This is a genomic window from Blautia sp. 1033sp1_1033st1_G9_1033SCRN_220408 (assembly GCF_040929965.1).
Taxonomy (GTDB): domain Bacteria; phylum Bacillota; class Clostridia; order Lachnospirales; family Lachnospiraceae; genus Blautia_A; species Blautia_A ammoniilytica.
Genome location: NZ_JBFKZO010000011.1, coordinates 49,648 through 71,082 on the forward strand (window position 1 = coordinate 49,648; position 21,435 = coordinate 71,082).

Consider the following 21,435-nt stretch of genomic DNA (forward strand, 5'->3'; position numbering starts at 1 on the left):
AACATAATTGCAATAAAATCTTGAAATACAATTTATAAAAATTTCATGAAAAAGGATAACTATTCAGCAGATAGTAACGGTGAGGATACCGAACAGTTACGAAGCAGTTAAGTTTTCCCTTATTTATCCACGGAACCTGCGTATGATGTTTACCCATAATTCCAGTTGTATCTTCAGATAATTTGGCAGATTCTTTATGGAAAAACGTACTTTACGGTCTTTCTTGCTGATCTGGAAACCATTCTTGATCCCTGCCAGATATTCCCGTCCCATACCTTTTAAGGTAAAAAACAGGATCTTTACCACAAAGCCCGGGATCATAAAAGGAAGATTCAGAATGATCTGCAGAATCGGCATATTTTTATAGATCAGATAAATATTATTTCTTGATGAATATCTTGTTTTGAACTGATTATACCTGGAACCGCTGGTGCCGCTGCCTACATGGTAGACCACTGCCTTTGGTGCATACCAGTTCTCATAGCCCATGATCCTTGCACGGTAGCACACATCCAGATCCTCCAGATATGCAAAATGCTCTTCATCAAAATATCCGGTCTTATCCAGGAATTCCCTTCTGTAAATGGCAGCTCCGGCACAGGTAGCAAACACCTGCTCCTCCTGATCATAAGTATGGATACTCTTGCCCTTTCCTCTTGCAAAAGCCCAGCCAAGCGCACAATAATAATTGCCTGCGTCATCCAGCTTGTCCCGGTCATTAAACTGAACCATTTTGCCTGCACAGGAAAAAGCATTGCTATGCCTTTTGATTGCAGACAGCATCTCATTTACAAAATCCTTTTCAACTTCTGTATCATTATTCAAAAGCAGCACATATTCTGCTGCAGACGCTTTTATCCCTTCATTGACAGCACGGCTGAACCCATAATTATCTGGAAGCTCGATCACCCGTACCCAGGGATAACTGGCTGCTGCAAAGGATGTACTTCCGTCAGCAGAACCATTATCCACCAGGATCACCTCAAAATCCCGGAATGTCTGGCATTCCAGGCTTGACAATACACCATCCAGATATGCCATCCCATTATAATTGGGTATTACCACTGAAACTTCAACTTCCTGCATGTATTCCTCCTTATTGCCCTTTCCTGTTCTTCATCCCCGGAAGTGGTTTCAGGGAATAGTTCCACTTTGTAAGAGACAGATTCTTATTGTAATAAGGATCCCCCTTTTTCAGGATCTGGATCCAGTGGCTTCTCATATATTCGATCTCTGTCTGAAAGCGCCTTACTTTGTCTTTACTGTCCTCCAGACCTCTTGTTTTGGACTCCATATGATAAAGCTTTGCATAAGGATCATACACCACCAGGTATCCTTCCCTGCGTATTTTCAAACAAAGATCCACATCATTAAAAGCTACCGCAAGTTCCTTTGTAAAACCGCCAGCCTTTTCAAAAGCATCTCTTTTTACCATCATGCAGGCTGCCGTCACTGCGCTCATGTCCTGAAGAAGAGATGCTTTATGCAGATATCCTGTCCTCTCGGCTGGCATATCTACAAACATATGGCCTGCAATGCCTCCCATACCTACCACACAGCCTGCATGCTGGATGGTGTTATCCGGATAAAGAAGCTTCACGCCTACAGCTCCCACTTCCCGTCTCTGGCAGACACCCAGCATTTCCTCCATCCAATCCGGTGTGATCACTGTAATGTCATTATTCAGGAAAAGGAAATAATCCCCTCTGGCATTTTTTGCTCCAAAATCATTAATAGCTGAATAATTGAAAACTCCATTCCAGTGCAGGATCCTTACATCCGGCTCCTTTGACAGCTGCTTATAGTATTCAAATATCTCATCAGTGGTACTGTTATTCTCAACGATCAGGATCTCATAATGCTTATAAGAGGTATTCTCACGGATAGACCGGATACAGGCCTGAAGCGTATCCTTTTCATCCTTATTGGGAATGATCACAGACACAAGGGGAGAACCCTGTACCGGGTACTTCACTCTGTAGAAGCCCAGATCCTTGGTATGGCTTACCACACCCGGCGTGCCGGTTCTTTCAAGGTGAGCCTCAATCGCCCGTTTGCCTGCATCAAAGGCATACATCTTACTTGCAGGATTGTCAGCAGTAGATGCTTTATGTGTCCTCCAGTGATATAAAATCTCCGGTACATGCGCCACACAGCCTGCAGCCTCCACACATCGGAAAATAAAATCATAATCCTGGGCACCATCGTATTCCCTGCGAAATCCGCCAACCTTCTCCATAATAGCCCGGGATACAGTAAAAAAATGGCAGATATAATTATTGGAGCGTAAAAGATCCAGGTTAAAATCCGGCTTCAGATGAGGCTGAAAATGTTCCTTCAGATCCATGGTCACCTTATCTTCGTCTGTATATACAACCTCTGGTCTGGGATCTGTATTGAGAGCCTGTACCACTTCAAACAAAGCATTGGGAGCCAGCAGATCATCATGATCCATCAGTCCGATATAGTCGCCCTGTGCCATTTCAAAAGCGGCATTTGTATTTTCTGCGATCCCCAGGTTGGCCTTCAATGGCTGCCAGCGTATCCTCGGATCCTGTGTCTGGTATCCATCCAGGATCTGACACATCTCTTTGTCCTCAGGGCTGCCATTTGCAATGCAAAGCTCCCAGTTAGCATAAGTCTGTGCAAGGACCGACTCCAGCATCTGTTTTAAAAAGACAGACGGTGTACGGTAAGCAGGTACTACTACACTGATCTTAGGCGCATAGGCAAAAGGATGCTTTCTCTGCTTCTCCAGCGCTGTCTCATCTGGAATATATGCTTCATACCAGGGATCGTAAGGAACCTCCTCAGGCTCAAACCGTTCGTGAAGACGGATCCAGAACTCCCTGGGGCCATAATGCTTCAGATAGCGAAACCCTTTCTGGATGGTATAGGGAGACAGCTTCTTCAGAAGACGCCCCCATTGGATCTTCATCCCTGATGATTTTTGTTTACTCATATTTTCTTTTACCTCTGTTTTATTATTACTGTTCATTTTAACATTCTACTATATTTTTTGCAAGAAATGGAGTAAATGTGATATACTATTTCTGATTGCAGATATGTTATGATAAAAATATTAAGCTGTAAATGTCTGAAACAGCTGACAAATGAAATAAAAATATAACAGGAGATAATCTATACAATGAAAAAGCAAAAGAAATCCCCCTGCAGAAAACGGACTGTTTTTTCCCTTCTGCTCTCTGCCGGGCTGTCTGCTTCCCTGATCCTGGGAAGCCCTGCATTTGCAGAAGAGGCTGCTACAGATACTGCCGCCTCAAGTATCACCACCAACCAGATTTCAGGATGGCCCCAAGGGCCTGAGATCACTTCCGAAGCCGCTGTGATCCTTGAAGACAGTACCGGTACTACCCTGTACGCCAAGAATATGGATGAGGTTCTTTATCCCGGGAGCACTGTCAAGATCATGACCTGTCTTCTTGCTTTAGAGAACAGTAATCTTACAGATGAAGTAACCATGACAGCTACCGGCGTTTCCGGTGTTACTGATGGAGGAGCCAACATTTCCGCACAGCTGGACGAAGTTTTTACCATGGAACAATGCCTGTACGCCATCATGGTTGCCTCTGCCAATGATATCGCTCTTCAGGTTGCAGAGCATGTCGGCGGATCCGTTGAAAACTTTGTTGCCATGATGAATACCAGGGCTGCCCAGCTTGGCTGTACCAACACAGTGTTCACCAACCCTACCGGGCTTCCTGATGAGAATCAGCATACCACAGCCCATGATATGGCATTGATCATGAAAGCAGCTACAGAGAATCCTTCCTTTTCTCCTATTGCCAGCGCAAATACCTACACCATTCCGGCAACCAATGTATCCGGCGGAGCCAGATCACTTACCAGTAAATTCACCATGACCAACAACAGTTCAGATGCTTACTACCAGGGCTGTCTTGGCGGCAAGGAAGGATTTACAGAAGCTTCCCAAAGCACGCTTGTATGCAGTGCACAGCGTAATGATGTCACATTGATCTGCGTTATTTTAAAAGGAGCCTCCGGCCAGACAGATGATGAAGCCATCACTCTTCTGGATTATGGATTTTCCAATTTCCAGCTTCTTACCTTAGGTCAGGATGATTTTTCCCTGATGTCCGGAGGTCAGGTGATCGTACCTGCCGGTGCCTCAGCGGACAGCCTGACGATCCAGGACACACCTGCAGGCGACCAGGTGAACCGCACTTACTTCTACAGCGGTGTACAGGTTGGTACTGCTGTGATGGAGCCGGAACAGGAACAGGACACCTCTCTTTATACCAATGGACAGGCGAATATGGAAGCCGCAAAGGCCTATTCCCAGTCCACCTCCTATGCGCCTTATGCAGTGATCGGAGGCGTGGCATTCCTGATCCTTCTTCTGTTATTTATTAAAATGATCAAGATCATCAAGTCCTGATATCAGGATCCAAACTTATAAGCCCCTGTGCCTGTTCAATCAGTAAAGGATGCATCATAAAGCGAATATATCCACCATAATAAAAGCCAGCCGAAACGCGATCGGCTGGCTTTCATATATGGTGGATACATCTGCTTAATGATTATTCTGCATCTTCTGTATCTTCTGCTGTATTCTCGGTATCTTCTGCCTCATCTTCAGCAACCTCTACAGGAAGCTTGTTGTCATCATTCATCTCCTCCGGATTGCTTACGCTTACTGTATGATCATACCATTTGCCCTTAGTACCGATAATAGCAAGGTCAAAATCCTGATCAAGAGCCTCTACAGGAACATCAAAGCCATACACTTCATCTGATAAACCATCCTTATAGGTAACCGTATCTGTGGTAGGCTGAAGCAGCTCTGCGTCATCCTTCTGTGCATCCTCAGCAAGCCCTGGGAAAAGATTCACAATGTTCTTGGATACAAGAGAGATATGAAGGGTCATTTTGCCGTCTTCTACAGTAAGCTGGCCTTTGCCCTCGCATGCCTCATTTGTGTGGAACATGCTGCTGTCTGTATTAAAGTCAACAATGTAAACTCCATCCTCCAGATCCTGTGTATCGGATGCTTCTTCTTTGGTGTCTGCTGCCTCTGCCCATACCGGCAATGTCATAGGAACTGTCATAGCAGAAATACTTAATGCTGATACTAAAATGGCTAATGAACGCTTCATAACTTTCTTTTCTCCTTTATGGTGATGTGGTCAAATGGCCACATGTCCGTTTATTTTGCTAAGCTGTCGATAGCTGCTTTTGTATGCTCTACATACAGCTGTTCTACTGCATCGATTCTTCCAAGTCCTTCGATCTGGCAGTCTACGCTGTCAAATTCTCCGGATGCCTCAAACATGCTCTTCCAGGAATCGTCGTCATCTCCAGCCATATCATTGTTTGCATGATCACCTGCAACAACCATCAGCGGACGAAGAATCACTTTCTTGAAACCAGCATCTTTTACTTTAGCGATTACAGCATCGCATGCTGTGTCTTCCGGCTCACCCTCTACAGTACCGATGAATGCGTTTGTAAATCCAAGGTTCTCCATCTGTGTCTGCATCTGGTCGTAAGTAACATTTGCTGTATGGGATGTTCCATGACCCATAAATACGAAAGCTGTACCATCTTCAGCAGCAGCTTCCATGCTGTCATAATCTGCAGTCTTTACAGCCTCATCTGTGATAGCTTTTGCTACAGCTTCTTTATCCTCATTGATCACTGTAGCATCTTCTCCAACCTCACCCAGCATTGGCTCTGCAATAGCTACAGACTCGAATTTGTCTTTATATTCCTCAATAGCAGCTGTCATCTCATCATACTCTGCGCCATGCATCAGGTGTGTAGGCTGTACAACCAGATTCTTAACTCCGTTTGCAACTGCACGGTCAAGTGCCTGCTGCATATTATCGATATGCTCATCATCTCTTGCCTGTACATGGTTGATGATGATCTGAGCTGTAAATGCCCTTCTTACAGACCAGTCCGGATATGCTTCCTGAAGTGCATCCTCGATACCCTTGATATCCTGTGCACGGCTATCATTAAAAGAAGTACCAAAGCTTACAACCAGAATCTCATTCTCACCGATCTCATCCTGGTTTCTCGGATCATCCTTGGAAGCGTCTCCTGTATCTCTTCCGAAATACTCAGGGCTTGCCTCTTCTCCCTCTACCAGTTCCTTCTGTGCATCTGTCAGTGCATCCCATGCTTCTTTTGCTTCTGTGCACTGTGCATCTGTATCGTCTGTTCTCTCCTGTACGTAGATCGCATCAATAAGAGCTGCCACTTTATCTGCTGCCTCCTGGTCTGCGTCCTCAGCAGATGCATCATCTGTTTCCTCTGCATCGTCTGCTGCTTCTGCGTCGTCTGTTGCTTCTGCGTCATCTGCTGCTTCTGTGTCGTCTGTTGTCTCTGCTGCGTCCTCTGTCTCTGCAAATGCTGCTGTTGCTGCACATGTCATGCTTGCTGCCATGGATACAGACAGGAGCAGTGCCATAATTGTTTTGCGCTTCATTATTTTTTCCTCTTTTTTTCGTATTTCCGGACGAACTATGCATAAAAACAGCGGTCACATTTCTGCGACCGCAATGCTTCTCATCAACATATTCGTTCCTTTTGTCAGATGCTTCTCCCTCTTCGCAGAAGTATACCGACAGTAAACTATATGATCATATAATGTTATGAGAATACTGGTTCTGTGTCCCGCAGATCCACAATCCCACGCAAAGGCAGTTCTCCTGACTTCGTTCTACACTGCTTCCCCTTCCCGGTCTCCCAGTGGGCTCTGAAGCAGCTCCCTTACACAGTGACGGCATCGTTCCGGATTCACACCGGATTCTCTTTTACGCATCATGAAATGATGCTACCTGTACGCTACAACTTTATACATATTCAATTCGGATATCTAATAGTTATCATATAATTGTGTCTTTTCTATGAACAAAAAATGTATATACAGTAAACATAAGATAGATAATCCAGAATGCCAGACTTAGCAGGATTCCTTCTTTCAGCAATGGTGCATGATAAGTAAGGGTAAGGGCATGATTTCCTTCTTTTACTTTACATGCAAGGAAGCCTAAGTCCCCTTTCTGCAGCTTTGTGTCTTCTCCATCGATCTTAAGACTCCATCCATCCTCATAAGGAATCATAAAAAGTACATATCCATCTGAAGCCGCTTGGATACTGCCTGTTACCAGTGTGTCCTTCTGAGGGGCATCCAGCACAACCTTTGATCCCTTCTTTGCCTGGGATTTCCCAAGGCCTGCCGCACTTTCCCTGTCTTCTCCATCCTCCAGCACAATGGCATTACTTAAAAACTTCTTCCGGATCTTTTTATCCGCTTCCCGCAGGCTGCTTTCTGATACCGTTTCATCATAAAACCTTGCCACATCGCTTTCCCGTACATTTTGATACAGATACATACTGCCAAACTGACGGATCAGCGTATATTTGCTGCTATCCAGGCTGCTATTCTTGGAGATCAGGTATCTTACCCCTGTAAAGGCTGCAAACCAGTTGTTCATAGCATTATCCCAAAAGGTATACCTGTTCCGGTCTGCATAATAAAAGCTTGGGATACATGTGTTTACAAAATCCTTTACATTGCTGTTCATTACAGAATTATAGGTGCTGACCCCTCTGTACCCCTGAGCCAGGGAATCCATGGAAATCGTCGCAGACGAAAAGTCCTTTTCCACCCGGTAAAAGCTTTTGTCTGTTTCCCTTAAAAATCCCAGAATGTCCTGGATGTCCTGACTGTAAAGCTCCCGGAAATATGCCTGGGGCTTGTCAATAAAATCTCTTGCCTGCTGCTCGGACGGATCCTCAACGATCTTCTCAAGATAATCATCCGTTACCTGCACCACTGTTTCTGCCGGTGTATCCTCTTTTTTCAGGGACATTCTGTCTTCATAGCCAACAGTTCCCTCACAGATCACATTCGCAGCCATAGCCAGTGCCAAAAGGCTAAAAAGCACCTGCTCCCCTTTTACTTTCAACCGGTTCACCAGCAAAAGTACAACTGCCATTACTGTTCCGGTTACAGCCGTGATCACTGCGTTCTGTCTGTATTCAGCAAAAAGACTGTCCTCATAGCCCATCCTGCAGGCTTTATACATAAAGATACAAACCAGAACCACACCTATAATGCTGGCTCTGCCGCCCTTTTTCAGATAATCCCAGGTCCAGGCTGCTGCCAGAAGAATCATAGGGAGCAGCAGGAAAGTATATCTGTATGTAACCGTAGCAAAAGCATTAAAGGCATAACCGCCTACAGGGAAGATCATCAGAAGCAACATAAACAAGGCTCCACCATAAGCAGTCCTTCTGGTACGCTTTGTCTCATTGCTTTTCCAGAACAAAAGCAGGAACTGCACTGCCAGGAAAACTGCCAGAACAGAAACAAACAGCACCGGATCCTCATAATAATTCCAGAAGCCATAGTATTTCTTGTCTCCCAGTTCCTGCAGATTCTGGAAATTCGTGGAAAAAGGACGAAGCAGAAGGGTTTCATAATATTCCTGCTTATTCAGGGTAAAACACCTTTTTAAAAGATCTGCCAGGGTCCTCTTCTGTTCCACTCTGGATGTTACATTTAAAAGAATGGATGCCATAGGAAGAAAAACTGCAAAGCTCATCCCAAGTCCCAACAGCATAAGCAGACAGCCGCCTGCAAATTTCCCCATCCTCTGCCGGATGGTAAGCCCATTCAGGGAGATTACCCGGAACAGAAGATACAGGCCGGTTCCCGCCAGGCACATATATGTGAAATACACACTGTAGATCCCACAAAAAAATACCATTACCGGAAACAGCTTCCATTTTTTCTCTTTTCTTAAAAATTTCTCGCAGAATAAAAGTAATAGCGGAAAATACACCGTTACCATTCCAAACTGATAATGCTGTCCCCAAACAAGAAGATAACCGCTAAGTCCATAGGCAAAGCTGAATATAAATTTGCTCTGCCTGCTAAAGGAAAATTCTGACAGGAACCAGTAAAAAACCCAGCCTGCTGCCAGGATCCTTCCGATCTGTATCCATACCAGGAAAAACAGCATGTGTGCAGGTCCAAGGATCACTCCCAGGGCATACAGCACCATCAGGGACGGGTCAAACAGATTCAGGTTAAACATACTGGTTCCAAAGCCATTGTTAAAATCCCACAGAGAAAAATTTCCTTCACGAAGATGATTGACTATGGTTGCATAATGCATGGTGTACTGCTCCAGGGTATCTCCCCCTACATCGCTGAACACCAGCAACTCATTTCCGAAAATGTAATTTCTGTAAACGATCAAGCCGCTGACAAACAATACCAGCAGGAGCAGAAGTCTTGTCTTCTGCTCCCGGCTTATTTTATTTATAAGTTTTTTCATATCATTTAAATCCTCTTCAGGGAAAAATCCTGGCTCTTTAAAGTAAGATTTGGATTGTAGTAGGGATCTCCGTCACGAAGAATCTCCGGCCATTTTTTCTCAAACACAGCCATTTCCCTGTTAAATCTGGCCACCTTTTCAGGTGTGTCCTCAAGGCCTCTTGATTTTGACTCATAATGATACAGCTCTGCATAAGGATTGTATACGATCAGATAACCGGCCTTCCGCAGTTTCAGGCAGAAATCAATATCATTAAATGCAACTGCCAGATCTTCGCTTAAACCGCCCACCTTTTCAAAGGCTTCTTTCTTTACCATCATACAGGCTGCTGTAACAGCACTGTAATCCTGGGCACAGATGATCCTATGGCAATAGCCTGTAGTCCCTCTTGGCTGCATCACAAAGCAGTGTCCTGCAATCCCGCCAAAGCCGATCACCACTCCTGCATGCTGGATGGTATCGTCCTCATAGTAAAGTCTTGCGCCTACACCACCTACATCCGAACGCATACAATAGCCAAGCAATTCTTCCAGACAATCCGGGTTAATGATCTCCGTATCATTATTCAGAAGCAGGAAATATTCTCCTCTTGCATACTTTGCCCCAAAATTATTAATCGCTGAGAAATTAAATGGACCATCCCAGTACACCACACGAGCCTTTGGATTTTCCTTTTCCAGATCTTTATAGTACTGGAAGGTAGCCGGATCTGTACTGTTGTTTTCAACAATCACATACTCATAGTTCTTATAAGTAGATTTACTGTCAATGGCATTCATACACCGTTTCAGATCATCAATATGATCTTTATTAGGAATGATGATAGAGATCAACGGATCCCTGTCCCGAAGGAATCTGGTACGGTAAAGTCCAGGAAATTCTCCAGGAAATACCTGTGCCGAAATGCCGATACGTTCATAATGAGCTTCAATGGCCCGCTTCCCGGCTTCAAAAGCATAGCCTTTGCTTTCCGGATTCTCTGCTGTAGAGTCCTCATGGCATCTCCAGTGATACAGAATCTTAGGGATATGATAAATCTCCTGGTCCTTCACTGCCTCCACACACCGGAATACAAAATCGTAGTCCTGTGCCCCGTCATAAGCACTGCGAAGCATACCAACCTGATCCAGCAGCTCACGCTTCACCACAAATAAATGGCAGATGTAGTTGACTGTACAAAGAAGATCCGGGTTATAATCCGGCTTAAAATGAGGCTGAAAAAATTTGTGCCCATCCATGGACATTTTATCTTCGTCAGAATAAAGCACCCGTATTCCCGGATGTTCATTTAACGCCTTTACACAGGAAAACAACGCATGAGGAGTCAATTCGTCATCATGGTCTGCAAAAGCAATGAAATCTCCTTGTGCAACTGCCAGCGCCTGATTGGTATTTTCAGAAATCTGCAAGGGCTTTTCACTGAAAACGACCTTGATCCTTTCATCCTGGGCTGCCAGCTCCTGCAGCAGCTTCCTGATAGGAGAATCTGCCCCGCTTCCATCAGAGATGCAAAGCTGCCAGTTAGGATATGTCTGCTCTTTTACACATTCTGCCAGTCTGCGCAGATATTTTTCCGGTGTTTTGTAAGCAGGAACCACAATAGAGATCATTGGCTGGAAATCAAATTTTGTACGCCGCTCCTTTTCCAGTTCTCCCTTTGTGGGAAGATGCCTCTCGATCCATTTAGAATAAGGGATTTCCCTGGTGGAAACAGTTTTCACCTTAGATACTGTCTTATTCCATAACGCAGCAGGGCCTTGATATTTCAAATACTTCATGCCCTTTTTCGCATATTTTTCCACCTTATTTGCCAGGATCACCGGTTTTTGCAGGTGCACTACATAAACTGATTTTTTGCCTTTACATTCAAAAACCAGATACATTACTTTACCGGAAAACCCGGTTACTTCTGCAAAAAATCCTGTTTTTCCAGGATCCTTTGCTTCCTCATAAAGCTGTTCCACATCCACCCGTGCAGTCCTTTGGATATCTGCCTGGACAGGCTTTTTGTTTTCATCAAAAATATGGACCAAAACCGGTCCGTCAGCAATGGTCCAGCCCCTTAAACGGACACAGCCTGCCTGCACCTTTTCCTCTTCCATATAATACTGTGGCTTTCCTCTTTTTTTCTCCAGATCCTTCACCGGAATGGAAAACCACAATTCCTTTTTATCTGGTGTGTCTGCATAGATCTTCAGCTTATGGTAGCCCTTCAGATCCTGTGGAAGCTGTATCGTTGCTGTGATCCGTTCTCCCCGGATCCTGTCTGGATCCTTGAAGCGCTCCATGGCGCTAACGATCTCCAGCTTCTGGATATCTGCCTTTAACTGGCTGTTATCCAGAAAAGCCAGCATTTTTCCTTCTTTGGGCCAGGTTCCCTGCAGAACATACCGTGTAGGATCCTGTAAATGGAACCGTTCTTTCGTTACCTCAAATATTTCCTTATACATTTTAAACCTCTCTTAAGGAACAGTCTCCTTCTGTCACTGATAAATTCGGGCTATAATAAGGATCTCCTTTGGCCAGCTCTTTTTCCCATTTTTTCTCAAAAAGCAGGGTTTCTTTCTTAAAGCGAAGCTGCTTCTCCGGTGTATCCTCCATGCCTCTGGACTTAGACTCGTAATGATACAGCTGTGCGTAAGGCGTAAATACTACCTTTTTCTTATGCTGTCCAAGCTTCATGCAGAAATCAATATCATTAAATGCAACTACAAACTCCGGATCAAAACCATCTACCAGCAGAAAATCCTCTTTCTTAACCAGCATACAGGCAGCTGTCACTGCGCTGTATTCCTGTACGCTTACCAATCGTCCCATATAGCCATCTGCACTGCCGGACGCCCTGCAGAAAATATGTCCTGCAATGCCTCCCAGGCCGATCACCACACCTGCATGCTGGATGGTATCATCTGGGTAAAACAGCTTTGCCCCTGCCGCGCCTACGTCCTTCTGCTGACAAAGCATCAGCATTTCCTGGATCCAGTTGGGAGTAAGCACCTCCACGTCGTTGTTCAGAAATAGGAAATATTCCCCATTCGCCAGGGCTGCTGCAAAATTATTGATAGCAGAAAAATTAAAACCTTCTTTCCATGTGAGAAGCCTTACAAAAGAATACTTTCGGGTCATTTTCTCATAATATTCAAAGGTTTCCGGATGGTTGCTGTTATTTTCCACAACCAGTACTTCAAAATTTCGGTAGGTACTTTTCTTATCAATAGAAGAAAGACACAGTTCCAGATCCTTTACATGATCTTTATTTGGTATGATAATGGAGATCAAGGGCTGTCCCTTTATCTTCACCTGGCTTCTGTACCAGCCTGGCCTCTTTGTCATCTCCACTTCTGCCTGGATCCCCATTCTTTTGTAATGTGCTTCCAGTGCTCTTTTCCCTGCTTCATAGGCATAAGCCTTGCTTGCAGGATCTGCTGCTGTAGACTCCATATGACACCTCCAATGATACAGTACCCTTGGAATGTGCACTATGTTTTCCGCCTTTTCGCAGCACCGCAAGATCAGGTCATAATCCTGTGCTCCATCATAATCTGATGAAAAAAGTCCAACCTGCTTTAACAATTCTTTCTTTACCACAAAAATGTGACAAATATAATTATTCTCCCTTAAACGGAAAAGATTGTAATCCGGCTTAAAATTTGGTTCAAAATAATGGGCACCATCCATACTGATCTTATCTTCATCAGTGTACAGTGCATCTGCCGGACGATCACCTTTTTGAATACTTTCATTGATGGCCTTTACAATATGAAAAAGTGCATCCGGTGCTACCACATCGTCATGGTCTGCAAGAAGGATATAATCTCCTTTAGCCATTTTTACTGCCGCATTAGTATTCTCTGAAATACCGCCGTTCTTTTCCAGTTTTTTATAGCAGATCCTTGGATCCCTGCCATAATGCTTATGAATATAACTGGTAAGCTCATCTCCTGTACTTCCGTCCGCCAGGCAAAGCTGCCAGTTCTTGTAGGTTTGCTTTACGATAGAATCCACCGCCTCCTTCAGATAAGGTAATGGTGTATTATAAAGAGGGATCACAATACTGATCTTAGGTTCATAAGGAAAATGGGTTTTCCGCTGGGCCATCAGCTCTTTTCTCCCGGCTTTGTGACGCATCAGCCACTGCTCATAGTCTCCGGTCACGATTCCGGCTTTTGCATCCACATATTTCAAAAATCCACGGATTCCCTTCTTTCGCAGGCATTCCAGATTCTCTTTCCGATTTTCCCAGGCCAACACCTTTTTACGCCTGCCGGCAGGTGAATTTTCCGCCTGAAGCTTTTTCAGGTCGATTTCCACTTGTTTTCGGATCTCTTCCCTGCCTGTATTCCCAATGAAAACCAACACCAGCCTGTCTCCGGCCACATCTGCCAGTTTGCCGCTGATCTGAAATCCCAGTTCTTTTTCTTTATATTCTGTGCCAAGCGCCAGACTTTCCACCACATCCGGCCTGCGTCCACGGCTCAGCTTCAAGGGTACCGGATTCCCCTTACCGTCCTGAAGCAGGATCCGGTCAGTACCTTTCTGGCAAAGTACCCAGCCCTCTGCAGCGATCATGGTACGGTACAGCACCTCCTGTCGGTCTATGTGTACCTCCATCATCTGATCCTTACAAAAATCATAAAGCTGCTGTGGATCTGTTTCCCACAAAATGGCTTTTTCTTTTCCATCTGTGACCACAAGCCTCAGCTTTTCATGCTTCTTTACAAGCGCTTCTGCATTGGGGATCCTTATTGTAAAACCGCATTGCTTTGTCCCTGATATCTCCGGATATCCGGCTTCCACATCCGGTCTGGCAAAGCGCACCGGCTCCTCCATCGGGAGCTGCTCCCCTGCCGGATCTGTAAGAAGGAAACGTAAGGGCTGGCTGTCCCTTTGAAAGGCCCACCCTTCCAGAATCAGGGATTTTTCATTCTTCTCCTGGTATTTACGGTCATCTACACTCCACACTAACTGTTCCATCCGGTTACTCCTGCTTCTTTGATGAAGCCCCTTTTCCTTCCGGCTTCAGCTTTCTGTATAACTTCCATGCCTTTGTATTTTCCATTTCATGGATCTGGGCTTCTTTTTGCTTCAGCTGAGCCTTCAGATCCTGGATCTGAGCATTTTTTTCATTTTCTTCCCGTGCAAATCTGCTCCAGAATTCCTTTACTGCTTCCTGTTCCTTTAAGGCCTCTAGCTCCAAGGTGAGGATCTCTGCTTCCCTTGGCACATTTTCCAAAATGATCTGCGGATCTCCGCCGCCAAAATAGTAGCAGTGATCACCAAGTGCAAACCCATTGGTATGGAAGGCTGCCCTTCCCAGATCTCTCCACCGGATCCTGCTGATTTTAAAACCTCCCGGCACTTCACCAGGATCAAGACGCATCCGTCTTGTGCCTGCAGGTACAGGGATATCAATACATAGCCCTCTCCTGGTCATAGGATACTTAAAAGAGTCTCTTTCCTGAAAATCCTGTCCCCTGTCGAAAAATACCTGAAGCTTTCTCTCATCTCCACAGCCCCGGATCCTGTCATAATATTCCATCACATCCAGCTTGCCTGGAGAAATCTCATCATACAGAGACAGCATAGGAATATGCTTTCCGACCATGTATTTCTGGAAATGCTGCTCCATCTTCGCATATATTTCCTGTTCTTCCCGGCTGATCCCAGCCTTTTCATAAAGGTCTCTGTTTTTCAGCACATGACGCTTTCCGTCACTTTCCAGATAATAATGAAGCATACGATACATGATAAAGTGTGCAGGCACGCAAAAATCAAAGGTCCACTCGTAATCCAGCACCCAGTCCTTGCCTTTTCCAAGAAGGATATTGGCGGGAACCAGATCAATATCTGCAAGCCTGCCGCCCTTTAAGCCTTCTGGAAGCCCAGCCTGGCCAAATACCTGTATAAACTCCGGTGATTCCTTAAAATCCTGGCTGCCGTAAAGCCGTTCTGCCTTATGAAGATAAGTAAATAAAAGGCTTTCTGCCTCATCTAACTGTCCTTCTTTTAGAAGTGTATCCAGTTTCTCTTCCAGGGAAATCCCTTCCAGATATTCTAGTTTTACCCCATATGATACTTTTTCGCAGGAGTTGACATAAAGCTTTTCTTTTTCAAAAAGTGGGGCTAAAGCCTGTCCTTTATCATAAATATTACTTACATGAGCTTCTGCTTTTGACCCAGTCGGAAGCTTTTGTACATAATGGCTACCATCTGGTTTCTGGCAGATCTGGGTAAGGATATTAAATCTTGGATCTCTTTCATTGGAATACTTGATATAGGCTGTCTCTGTTTCAAATTTATCCTGCCCGATCACTACCAGGAAGGAATTAGCAAACTGAGGATACAGATCATTATCCAAAATGGAATCATACACTGCTGATTCCTGAAAAAGTTCCATACGCAGCCTGTCAAAATTATATTCTGTACGATTCAGTTCCCCACGCCTTGGCAGTCTTCTGTCTGAATAAATGGTCATAGGGAATTTATAATCCGGGAATGGATAATACCAGGTACTTTCAAAGCCGCCTGCTTCCCGGAAGATCTTTTTCAGTTCTTTTACAGTAAAGGTCTTTACGCCCTTTGTGGATGGATACCCCTGGATTCCTTCAAATAAAGTACCAAAATGGTCTTCTGTACATCCAGCCCAGTACTTCAAACCAAAACGGTTCTCAATGGCGATCACGATCTTCCCGTCTGGCTTCAGATGCTTTCGGATAATCTTCAGGAAATCCACATAAGGATCCTGGCTCTGGATATAGGCCTCTCCATATTCAAATACACCGATCAAAGTAATATAATCGTATTTCTCTGTCAGTTTCTTCTCCACATCCTGAAAATTTCCCACAAGAATCTTCAGCTTCTCACTGTCTCTGTGTCTCCACGCATTGATCTCACTGCGCTTCATGGACAGATCGATACAAGTCACTTCACCTGCTCCGCCAAGAAGGGCACCTGTAACAGCACCGCATCCGGAACCGATCTCCAGCACCTTTTCCTTGCCTGTAAAAGGCATCCAGCTAAGGATATTCTCTCTGATATGTGAAAAATGATAGAGAATGGGCCAGCTTTTCTTTTCCCCGATCACCTTATTAAATCTGTCTGGGCTTACATTTCTGGCGATCTCCAGCATTTCATCCTCAATAGCACCATCTGTATATAAATCCCTGCCCTGATAGCAGGTATCATCCAGGATCACATTACCGATCTTCCTCATATATCATCCTCCTGAACCGTTACAGTCGAATTCATATCAAAAAAGCCTACCGTATTCTTGGCAGAAATAACGGTAATATTGCACGCATCATACAATCTGTGGAACACCTTAAATTCCCCGTCCTTATAGCCGGTACAGCCAAAGGACAGAAGATATTCCCCACCCTGCAGATCCATTTTCTGTGTAAAGGTAACTGTGTAGCATCCTCCAGGAGCAGGTTCCGGCACTTCTGCTTTCTCAAAAAGGGTGTTGGTGCCTGTCAGCTCTGTTCCCCTAATATTCTTAAAGGTATAAGCCATGATCGGCTCCTGGATCTGCTCATTAAATCGAACCTTCATAAGGATCTGGAAGGTGCTACCCTTTTCTATGGTATTGGTGAACATCCCCTTGTCATCCTTAATTGCAAAATCCACGATCTCCGCCTGCTTGTCCCCATACTCCAAAGTATTAGGATTTGGCAGAAAATGTTCATGGCTGATGGACGCTACGGCTGCTTTTGCAAGGCCCTCGCCCCCATCTGTTTTTTGTTTCACAGGCTCCTGTCCTACCAGCAGCTGCTTGTACAGATCCACCATTTCCTTTGGTGAGCCTTCATCCAGCTTAACACCTTTGTTAAGAAGGATCACACGGTCACAATATTTGGACACGCTGCTTAAGTCATGGGTAACAAAAAGAATGGTTTTTCCCTGTTTCTTAAACTCTTCAAATTTATGATAGCATTTTGCCTGGAAAAATACATCACCAACAGACAGTGCCTCATCTACAATCAGGATCTCAGGATCGATATTGATGGCAACTGCAAAGGCAAGACGTACAAACATACCGCTGGAATAGGTTTTCACCGGCTGATGGATATAATCTCCGATATCTGCAAAAGCAAGGATATCATCCAGCTTTGCGTCGATCTCTTCCTCAGAAAAGCCGATCATGGTACCGTTCAGATACACATTCTCAAGCCCGGAATATTCCATATTAAAACCGGCTCCCAGCTCCAGAAGGGCAGAAATACGTCCATTGACCTTCACTTCCCCTGTGGTAGGTGCCAGCACTCCTGTGATGATCTTAAGGATCGTGGACTTCCCGGAACCGTTCACTCCGATGATCCCTACACATTCTCCTTCGTGAATATTAAAGTTCACATCATGAAGGGCATAATGCTCCCTGTATTTTTTCTTTCTGGACAGGCCAAGAGACTCTTTCAGACGGTCAGAGGGCTTGTCATACAGCTTATACATTTTTGATAAATGCTGGACTGAAATCACATTTTTATCACTCAAAACAGGTTGATTCCTTTCTATAGTACGTCTGCGAAATGGATCCGCAGTCTTTTAAATACCCAGTTTCCGAAGCAGAAACAAACCAGGGTAAAGAGCCAGAAATATAAGGTCCATAATGGTCTTTCAAAAAACCACCGTTTTACAACAAATGCATCCCTGTAACCGGAAACAATATAGTACATAGGGTTCAGCTGAAGGATCTTCTGGATCAGCGGATGGTCCTTCAAAGCTGTATCTGCCACCCACATAATGGGTGTAAGCCATACGCCTACCTGCAGGCCGATGTTGATGATCTGGGTCAGGTCACGGAAAAATACCACCACTGCACAGCTAATGTAAACCAGGCTTAAGGACAATATAAATACACAAATACTGTAATACAGGATCTGCAGATAATACCAGTCCGGCAATCTTCCATAGAAGGCATACAAAATAATTGTAAAGACCACGAAAAAGCCGTGTACAAACAGTGCGGAAATGATCTTCACAACAGGAAGCACACTGATGTTAAAAACGACTTTTTTTACAAGGTAATTATATTCAAGAAGAGCGTTGGTCCCGCCTACTAGGGCATCCTGGAAAAAGAACCAGGGAACGATCCCAGCTACCAGATACAGTACAAAAGGAATCCCGATCCCATCTGTATTCTGACGGAAGCCAACAGAAAATACAAACCAGTACACCATAATGGTAACAATGGGCTGCACAAATGCCCAGAAGGTTCCAAAATAGGAACCTGCGTATCTGGTTTTAAAATCATTTTTAGCCAGTTTCATAACCAGCCGGCGGTTTTTGTATACATCCGCCGGCAGGGAAAATATCGTCTTAAGCATTCATTCTCTCCTATCTATGGAACTCCTTAAAGCTCCCCCATTTCTGGTCTTTGTCAGAGAAAGTAAGCTCCATCCCTTCAGGGATCGGCCATTCTACTCCAATATCCGGATCATTCCAGATCAGGCCGCCTTCGTCTCCCGGATGATAGAAGTCAGAACATTTGTAGGTGAACTCTGCACTTTCGGAAAGTACCAGAAATCCATGAGCAAATCCCTTTGGAATAAAGAACTGTTTTTTATTTTCTGCTGAAAGCACAACACCAAACCATTTGCCGTAGGTTTTGGAGCCTTCTCGTAAATCTACTGCCACATCAAACACTTCACCGTTTACCACACGAACCAGCTTATCCTGAGGATAATTGATCTGGAAATGAAGACCTCTTAATACTCCGTAGTGGGAACTGGACTGATTGTCCTGCACAAACTCCACAGCAATCCCTGCTTCCTTGAAATCATTGTAATTGTAGGTTTCCATAAAATAACCACGGGCATCTCCAAAAACAGTTGGCTCGATTACCTTCAATCCTTCAATATCTCCACATGGTGTCACTTTGATCTTTCCCATTTTGATTTCCTTTCTGCCTTTTTTGGCTTTCCATTTTCTATATTTTGGTCACAAATCCAACTTGCTTAATACTCCTTAAAGGACTTCAACTGCTCTGTAACATACTCCACATCCTTCATGTCCAAGTTGTAGAACATAGGCAGCCTTAACAGTTTCTCGCTTTCCTTTGTAGTATATCGGTCCTCTCCTGCAAAACGGCCAAACTTCTTTCCTGCCGGTGCTGTATGCAGAGGAATATAATGAAATACACTGCAGATACCTTTTTCCCGAAGATAATGGATCAGCTTAGTACGAACTTCCATATCCCGCACTTTCAAATAATACATATGAGCATTATGGATACATCCTTCCGGTATCACAGGCCGTGTGATCTTGCCTTCTTTCTCAAGAGCTTCCAGCTCTCGATGATAATAATTCCAAATTTCCATCCTTTTATCCTGGATCTGGTCACAAACCTCCAGCTGTGCGTAAAGATAGGCTGCATTCAGTTCACTTGGAAGATAGGAGGAACCATAATCCATCCACCGGTATTTGTCCACCTGGCCTCTGAAAAACTTACTTCTGTCAGTTCCCTTTTCCCTGAGGATCTCTGCTTTTTCCTGATACTCGTCTTTATCAAATAAAATAGCGCCGCCCTCTCCCATGGTATAATTCTTTGTTTCATGGAAGCTATAGCAGCCAAAATCACCAATAGTTCCCAGTGCCTTGCCCTTATAATAGGCATTTACGCCCTGGGCAGCATCCTCTACTACCTTCAGTCCATATTTGTGTGCGATCTGAAGAATCTTATCCATCTCACAGGACACTCCTGCATAATGAACCACTACGATTGCCTTGGTCTTCTCTGTGATGGCCGGCTCGATCAAATCCTCATCAATGTTCATGGTATCCGGACGGATATCCACAAATACGATCCTGGCGCCACGAAGTACAAAAGCATCTGCTGTAGACACAAAGGTATATGCAGGCATGATCACCTCATCCCCGGGCTGTATATCGGACAGATAAGCAGCCATCTCCAGTGCATGGGTACAGGAAGTGGTAAGCATTACATGTGCTGTATGAAACCTTTCCTCCATCCATCTGGAGCACCGTTTGGTATATTCCCCGTCACCGCACAGCATGCCTCTTTGTACAGCATCCTGAATATATTCCATTTCTTTGCCTGTATAGGCAGGCCTGTTAAAATCAATCATCAGCTTTTCCATGTCCTTTTTTCTGTATAATTTCTGCCGGTTCCTGAGCATCTGACTTCTGAACACTTATCTTCTGAGCATCTACCTTCTGAACATTTACTGTTTCCCGTATTACATACTGAGGAGTTTTATTCTGGTTCAGAATCATCTTGCCGATATATTCTCCCATAACTCCAAGCATCAGAAATGTAATACCGAAGAAGATCAGCATGGCACACATCAGGGAAGACCAGCCCATAGCCACATCAGGATTGGACAGCTTCTGGATCAGCACAGCCACTGCCAGTATAAATCCGGTAAGGGAAAACAGAACTCCCATCACCTCTGCAGCCCGAAGAGGGATCACTGTATAATTCAGAAAAGACATAAACAAGCGGAACGCCTTTTTAAAATTATAATTGGAGCTTCCTTCTTCTCTTGAAAAATGCTGGATCTCAATATTGGCAATATTGGAAGTAGTTCGATAAAACAGGATCTGCAGGTAAAGATTGTAACCTTCATACTTCACGATCTCATCCCGCACATACCTGCGGCAGCACCAGTAATTGCTAGCCTCCAGTCCCTTAGGCCGTTCTACCATATGCCATACAATAAATGAAGCAATCTTGCTGGTCAGATTCTTCATGAAACTGAATTTTCTTTTCTTATATATTCCAAAGACTACATCATAGCCCTCTTCCATCGCCTTAATAAAGGCAGGGATCTGCGACGGGTGGGTCTGCATATCATCATCCATTCCCATGATATAATCCCCTTTTGCCTCATGAAGTCCTGCCATGATGGCATTATGCTGACCAAAATTCTTGGCCAGATTAATTCCCTTTACATTCGGATATTTGATGCCCAGCCTGCGGATAGCTTCAAAGGTATCATCCGGGGAACAATCATTCACCAGGATAAATTCACAGTCCAGTCCGGGGATCGTCCGAATCACCTCCATGCTCATCTCCACCACCTTCTCAATGGTATGGGCAGATCTGTAGCAGGGGATCACAATTGATAAAAGCATTTTT

The 21,435-nt window shown here is 44.5% G+C and carries 14 protein-coding genes and 1 riboswitch; of the genes, 1 reads left to right on the plus strand and 13 read right to left on the minus strand.

Annotation, left to right across the window (positions count from 1 at the left end; translation table 11 throughout):
• Positions 1 to 123: 123 nt before the first annotated feature.
• Both AB5916_RS09825 and AB5916_RS09830 read right to left on the minus strand, forming a co-directional pair.
• Positions 124 to 1,086, minus strand: a complete 963-nt coding sequence (locus AB5916_RS09825) for a glycosyltransferase family 2 protein (protein WP_368190581.1) — start codon at positions 1,084 to 1,086, stop codon at positions 124 to 126.
• A gap of 10 nt (positions 1,087 to 1,096) precedes the next feature.
• On the minus strand, positions 1,097 to 2,962 hold the full coding sequence (locus tag AB5916_RS09830; protein WP_368190583.1) for a glycosyltransferase: 1,866 nt from the start codon (positions 2,960 to 2,962) through the stop codon (positions 1,097 to 1,099).
• Positions 2,963 to 3,148: 186 nt separating this feature from the next.
• On the opposite strand from AB5916_RS09830, the gene AB5916_RS09835 reads away from it, so the two are divergent.
• Positions 3,149 to 4,420, plus strand: a complete 1,272-nt coding sequence (locus tag AB5916_RS09835; protein WP_368190585.1) for a D-alanyl-D-alanine carboxypeptidase family protein — start codon at positions 3,149 to 3,151, stop codon at positions 4,418 to 4,420.
• 142 nt (positions 4,421 to 4,562) lie between these two features.
• Here AB5916_RS09835 and AB5916_RS09840 read toward each other — a convergent pair whose 3' ends face one another.
• The 11 genes from AB5916_RS09840 to AB5916_RS09890 all read right to left on the minus strand — a co-directional run bounded on the left by AB5916_RS09840 (position 4,563) and on the right by AB5916_RS09890 (position 21,431).
• The gene (locus AB5916_RS09840; RefSeq protein WP_368190586.1) at positions 4,563 to 5,138 is read right to left on the minus strand and encodes a hypothetical protein; all 576 of its coding nucleotides are present in this window, start codon (positions 5,136 to 5,138) and stop codon (positions 4,563 to 4,565) included.
• Between the two features lie 50 nt (positions 5,139 to 5,188).
• Positions 5,189 to 6,475, minus strand: coding sequence for a sirohydrochlorin cobaltochelatase (locus AB5916_RS09845; protein WP_368190587.1), 1,287 nt, complete (start codon positions 6,473 to 6,475; stop codon positions 5,189 to 5,191).
• A gap of 195 nt (positions 6,476 to 6,670) precedes the next feature.
• A riboswitch (cobalamin riboswitch) is annotated at positions 6,671 to 6,846 on the minus strand.
• A gap of 29 nt (positions 6,847 to 6,875) precedes the next feature.
• Entirely contained in the window at positions 6,876 to 9,338 is a 2,463-nt protein-coding gene (locus AB5916_RS09850) for a YfhO family protein (RefSeq protein ID WP_368190588.1), read from the minus strand.
• Between the two features lie 5 nt (positions 9,339 to 9,343).
• Positions 9,344 to 11,788: a glycosyltransferase gene (locus AB5916_RS09855; RefSeq protein ID WP_368190589.1), complete on the minus strand. Its 2,445-nt coding sequence runs from the start codon at positions 11,786 to 11,788 to the stop codon at positions 9,344 to 9,346.
• A gap of 1 nt (position 11,789) precedes the next feature.
• Positions 11,790 to 14,312, minus strand: a complete 2,523-nt coding sequence (locus tag AB5916_RS09860) for a glycosyltransferase (protein ID WP_368190590.1) — start codon at positions 14,310 to 14,312, stop codon at positions 11,790 to 11,792.
• Between the two features lie 4 nt (positions 14,313 to 14,316).
• Positions 14,317 to 16,551, minus strand: coding sequence for a class I SAM-dependent methyltransferase (locus tag AB5916_RS09865; protein WP_368190591.1), 2,235 nt, complete (start codon positions 16,549 to 16,551; stop codon positions 14,317 to 14,319).
• A complete protein-coding gene (locus AB5916_RS09870; protein WP_368190592.1) occupies positions 16,548 to 17,828 on the minus strand; it encodes an ABC transporter ATP-binding protein in 1,281 nt (426 codons plus the stop codon). The genes AB5916_RS09865 and AB5916_RS09870 overlap by 4 nt, the downstream gene beginning before the upstream one ends.
• A gap of 17 nt (positions 17,829 to 17,845) precedes the next feature.
• Entirely contained in the window at positions 17,846 to 18,661 is an 816-nt protein-coding gene (locus AB5916_RS09875) for an ABC transporter permease (protein ID WP_368190593.1), read from the minus strand.
• Between the two features lie 10 nt (positions 18,662 to 18,671).
• The gene (gene rfbC, locus AB5916_RS09880; protein ID WP_368190594.1) at positions 18,672 to 19,226 is read right to left on the minus strand and encodes a dTDP-4-dehydrorhamnose 3,5-epimerase; all 555 of its coding nucleotides are present in this window, start codon (positions 19,224 to 19,226) and stop codon (positions 18,672 to 18,674) included.
• Positions 19,227 to 19,291: 65 nt separating this feature from the next.
• Positions 19,292 to 20,422 (minus strand): dTDP-4-amino-4,6-dideoxygalactose transaminase, encoded by a 1,131-nt coding sequence (gene rffA / locus AB5916_RS09885; RefSeq protein ID WP_368190631.1) that lies wholly within the window; start codon positions 20,420 to 20,422, stop codon positions 19,292 to 19,294.
• A complete protein-coding gene (locus tag AB5916_RS09890) occupies positions 20,415 to 21,431 on the minus strand; it encodes a glycosyltransferase family 2 protein (protein ID WP_368190596.1) in 1,017 nt (338 codons plus the stop codon). Before AB5916_RS09890 ends, rffA begins: the two co-directional genes overlap by 8 nt.
• Between the last annotated feature and the right edge of the window lie 4 nt (positions 21,432 to 21,435).

Bases quoted from the DNA above. Each gene is read 5' to 3' on its own strand.
- AB5916_RS09830 (WP_368190583.1), bottom strand. From the start codon at position 2,962: ATGAGTAAACAAAAATCATCAGGGATGAAGATCCAATGGGGGCGTCTT.
- AB5916_RS09840 (WP_368190586.1), bottom strand. From the start codon at position 5,138: ATGAAGCGTTCATTAGCCATTTTAGTATCAGCATTAAGTATTTCTGCT.
- AB5916_RS09890 (WP_368190596.1), bottom strand. From the start codon at position 21,431: ATGCTTTTATCAATTGTGATCCCCTGCTACAGATCTGCCCATACCATT.
- AB5916_RS09850 (WP_368190588.1), bottom strand. From the start codon at position 9,338: ATGAAAAAACTTATAAATAAAATAAGCCGGGAGCAGAAGACAAGACTT.
- AB5916_RS09855 (WP_368190589.1), bottom strand. From the start codon at position 11,788: ATGTATAAGGAAATATTTGAGGTAACGAAAGAACGGTTCCATTTACAG.
- rfbC (WP_368190594.1), bottom strand. From the start codon at position 19,226: ATGGGAAAGATCAAAGTGACACCATGTGGAGATATTGAAGGATTGAAG.
- rffA (WP_368190631.1), bottom strand. From the start codon at position 20,422: ATGATTGATTTTAACAGGCCTGCCTATACAGGCAAAGAAATGGAATAT.
- AB5916_RS09860 (WP_368190590.1), bottom strand. From the start codon at position 14,312: ATGGAACAGTTAGTGTGGAGTGTAGATGACCGTAAATACCAGGAGAAG.
- AB5916_RS09835 (WP_368190585.1), top strand. From the start codon at position 3,149: ATGAAAAAGCAAAAGAAATCCCCCTGCAGAAAACGGACTGTTTTTTCC.
- AB5916_RS09825 (WP_368190581.1), bottom strand. From the start codon at position 1,086: ATGCAGGAAGTTGAAGTTTCAGTGGTAATACCCAATTATAATGGGATG.
- AB5916_RS09845 (WP_368190587.1), bottom strand. From the start codon at position 6,475: ATGAAGCGCAAAACAATTATGGCACTGCTCCTGTCTGTATCCATGGCA.
- AB5916_RS09865 (WP_368190591.1), bottom strand. From the start codon at position 16,551: ATGAGGAAGATCGGTAATGTGATCCTGGATGATACCTGCTATCAGGGC.
- AB5916_RS09875 (WP_368190593.1), bottom strand. From the start codon at position 18,661: ATGCTTAAGACGATATTTTCCCTGCCGGCGGATGTATACAAAAACCGC.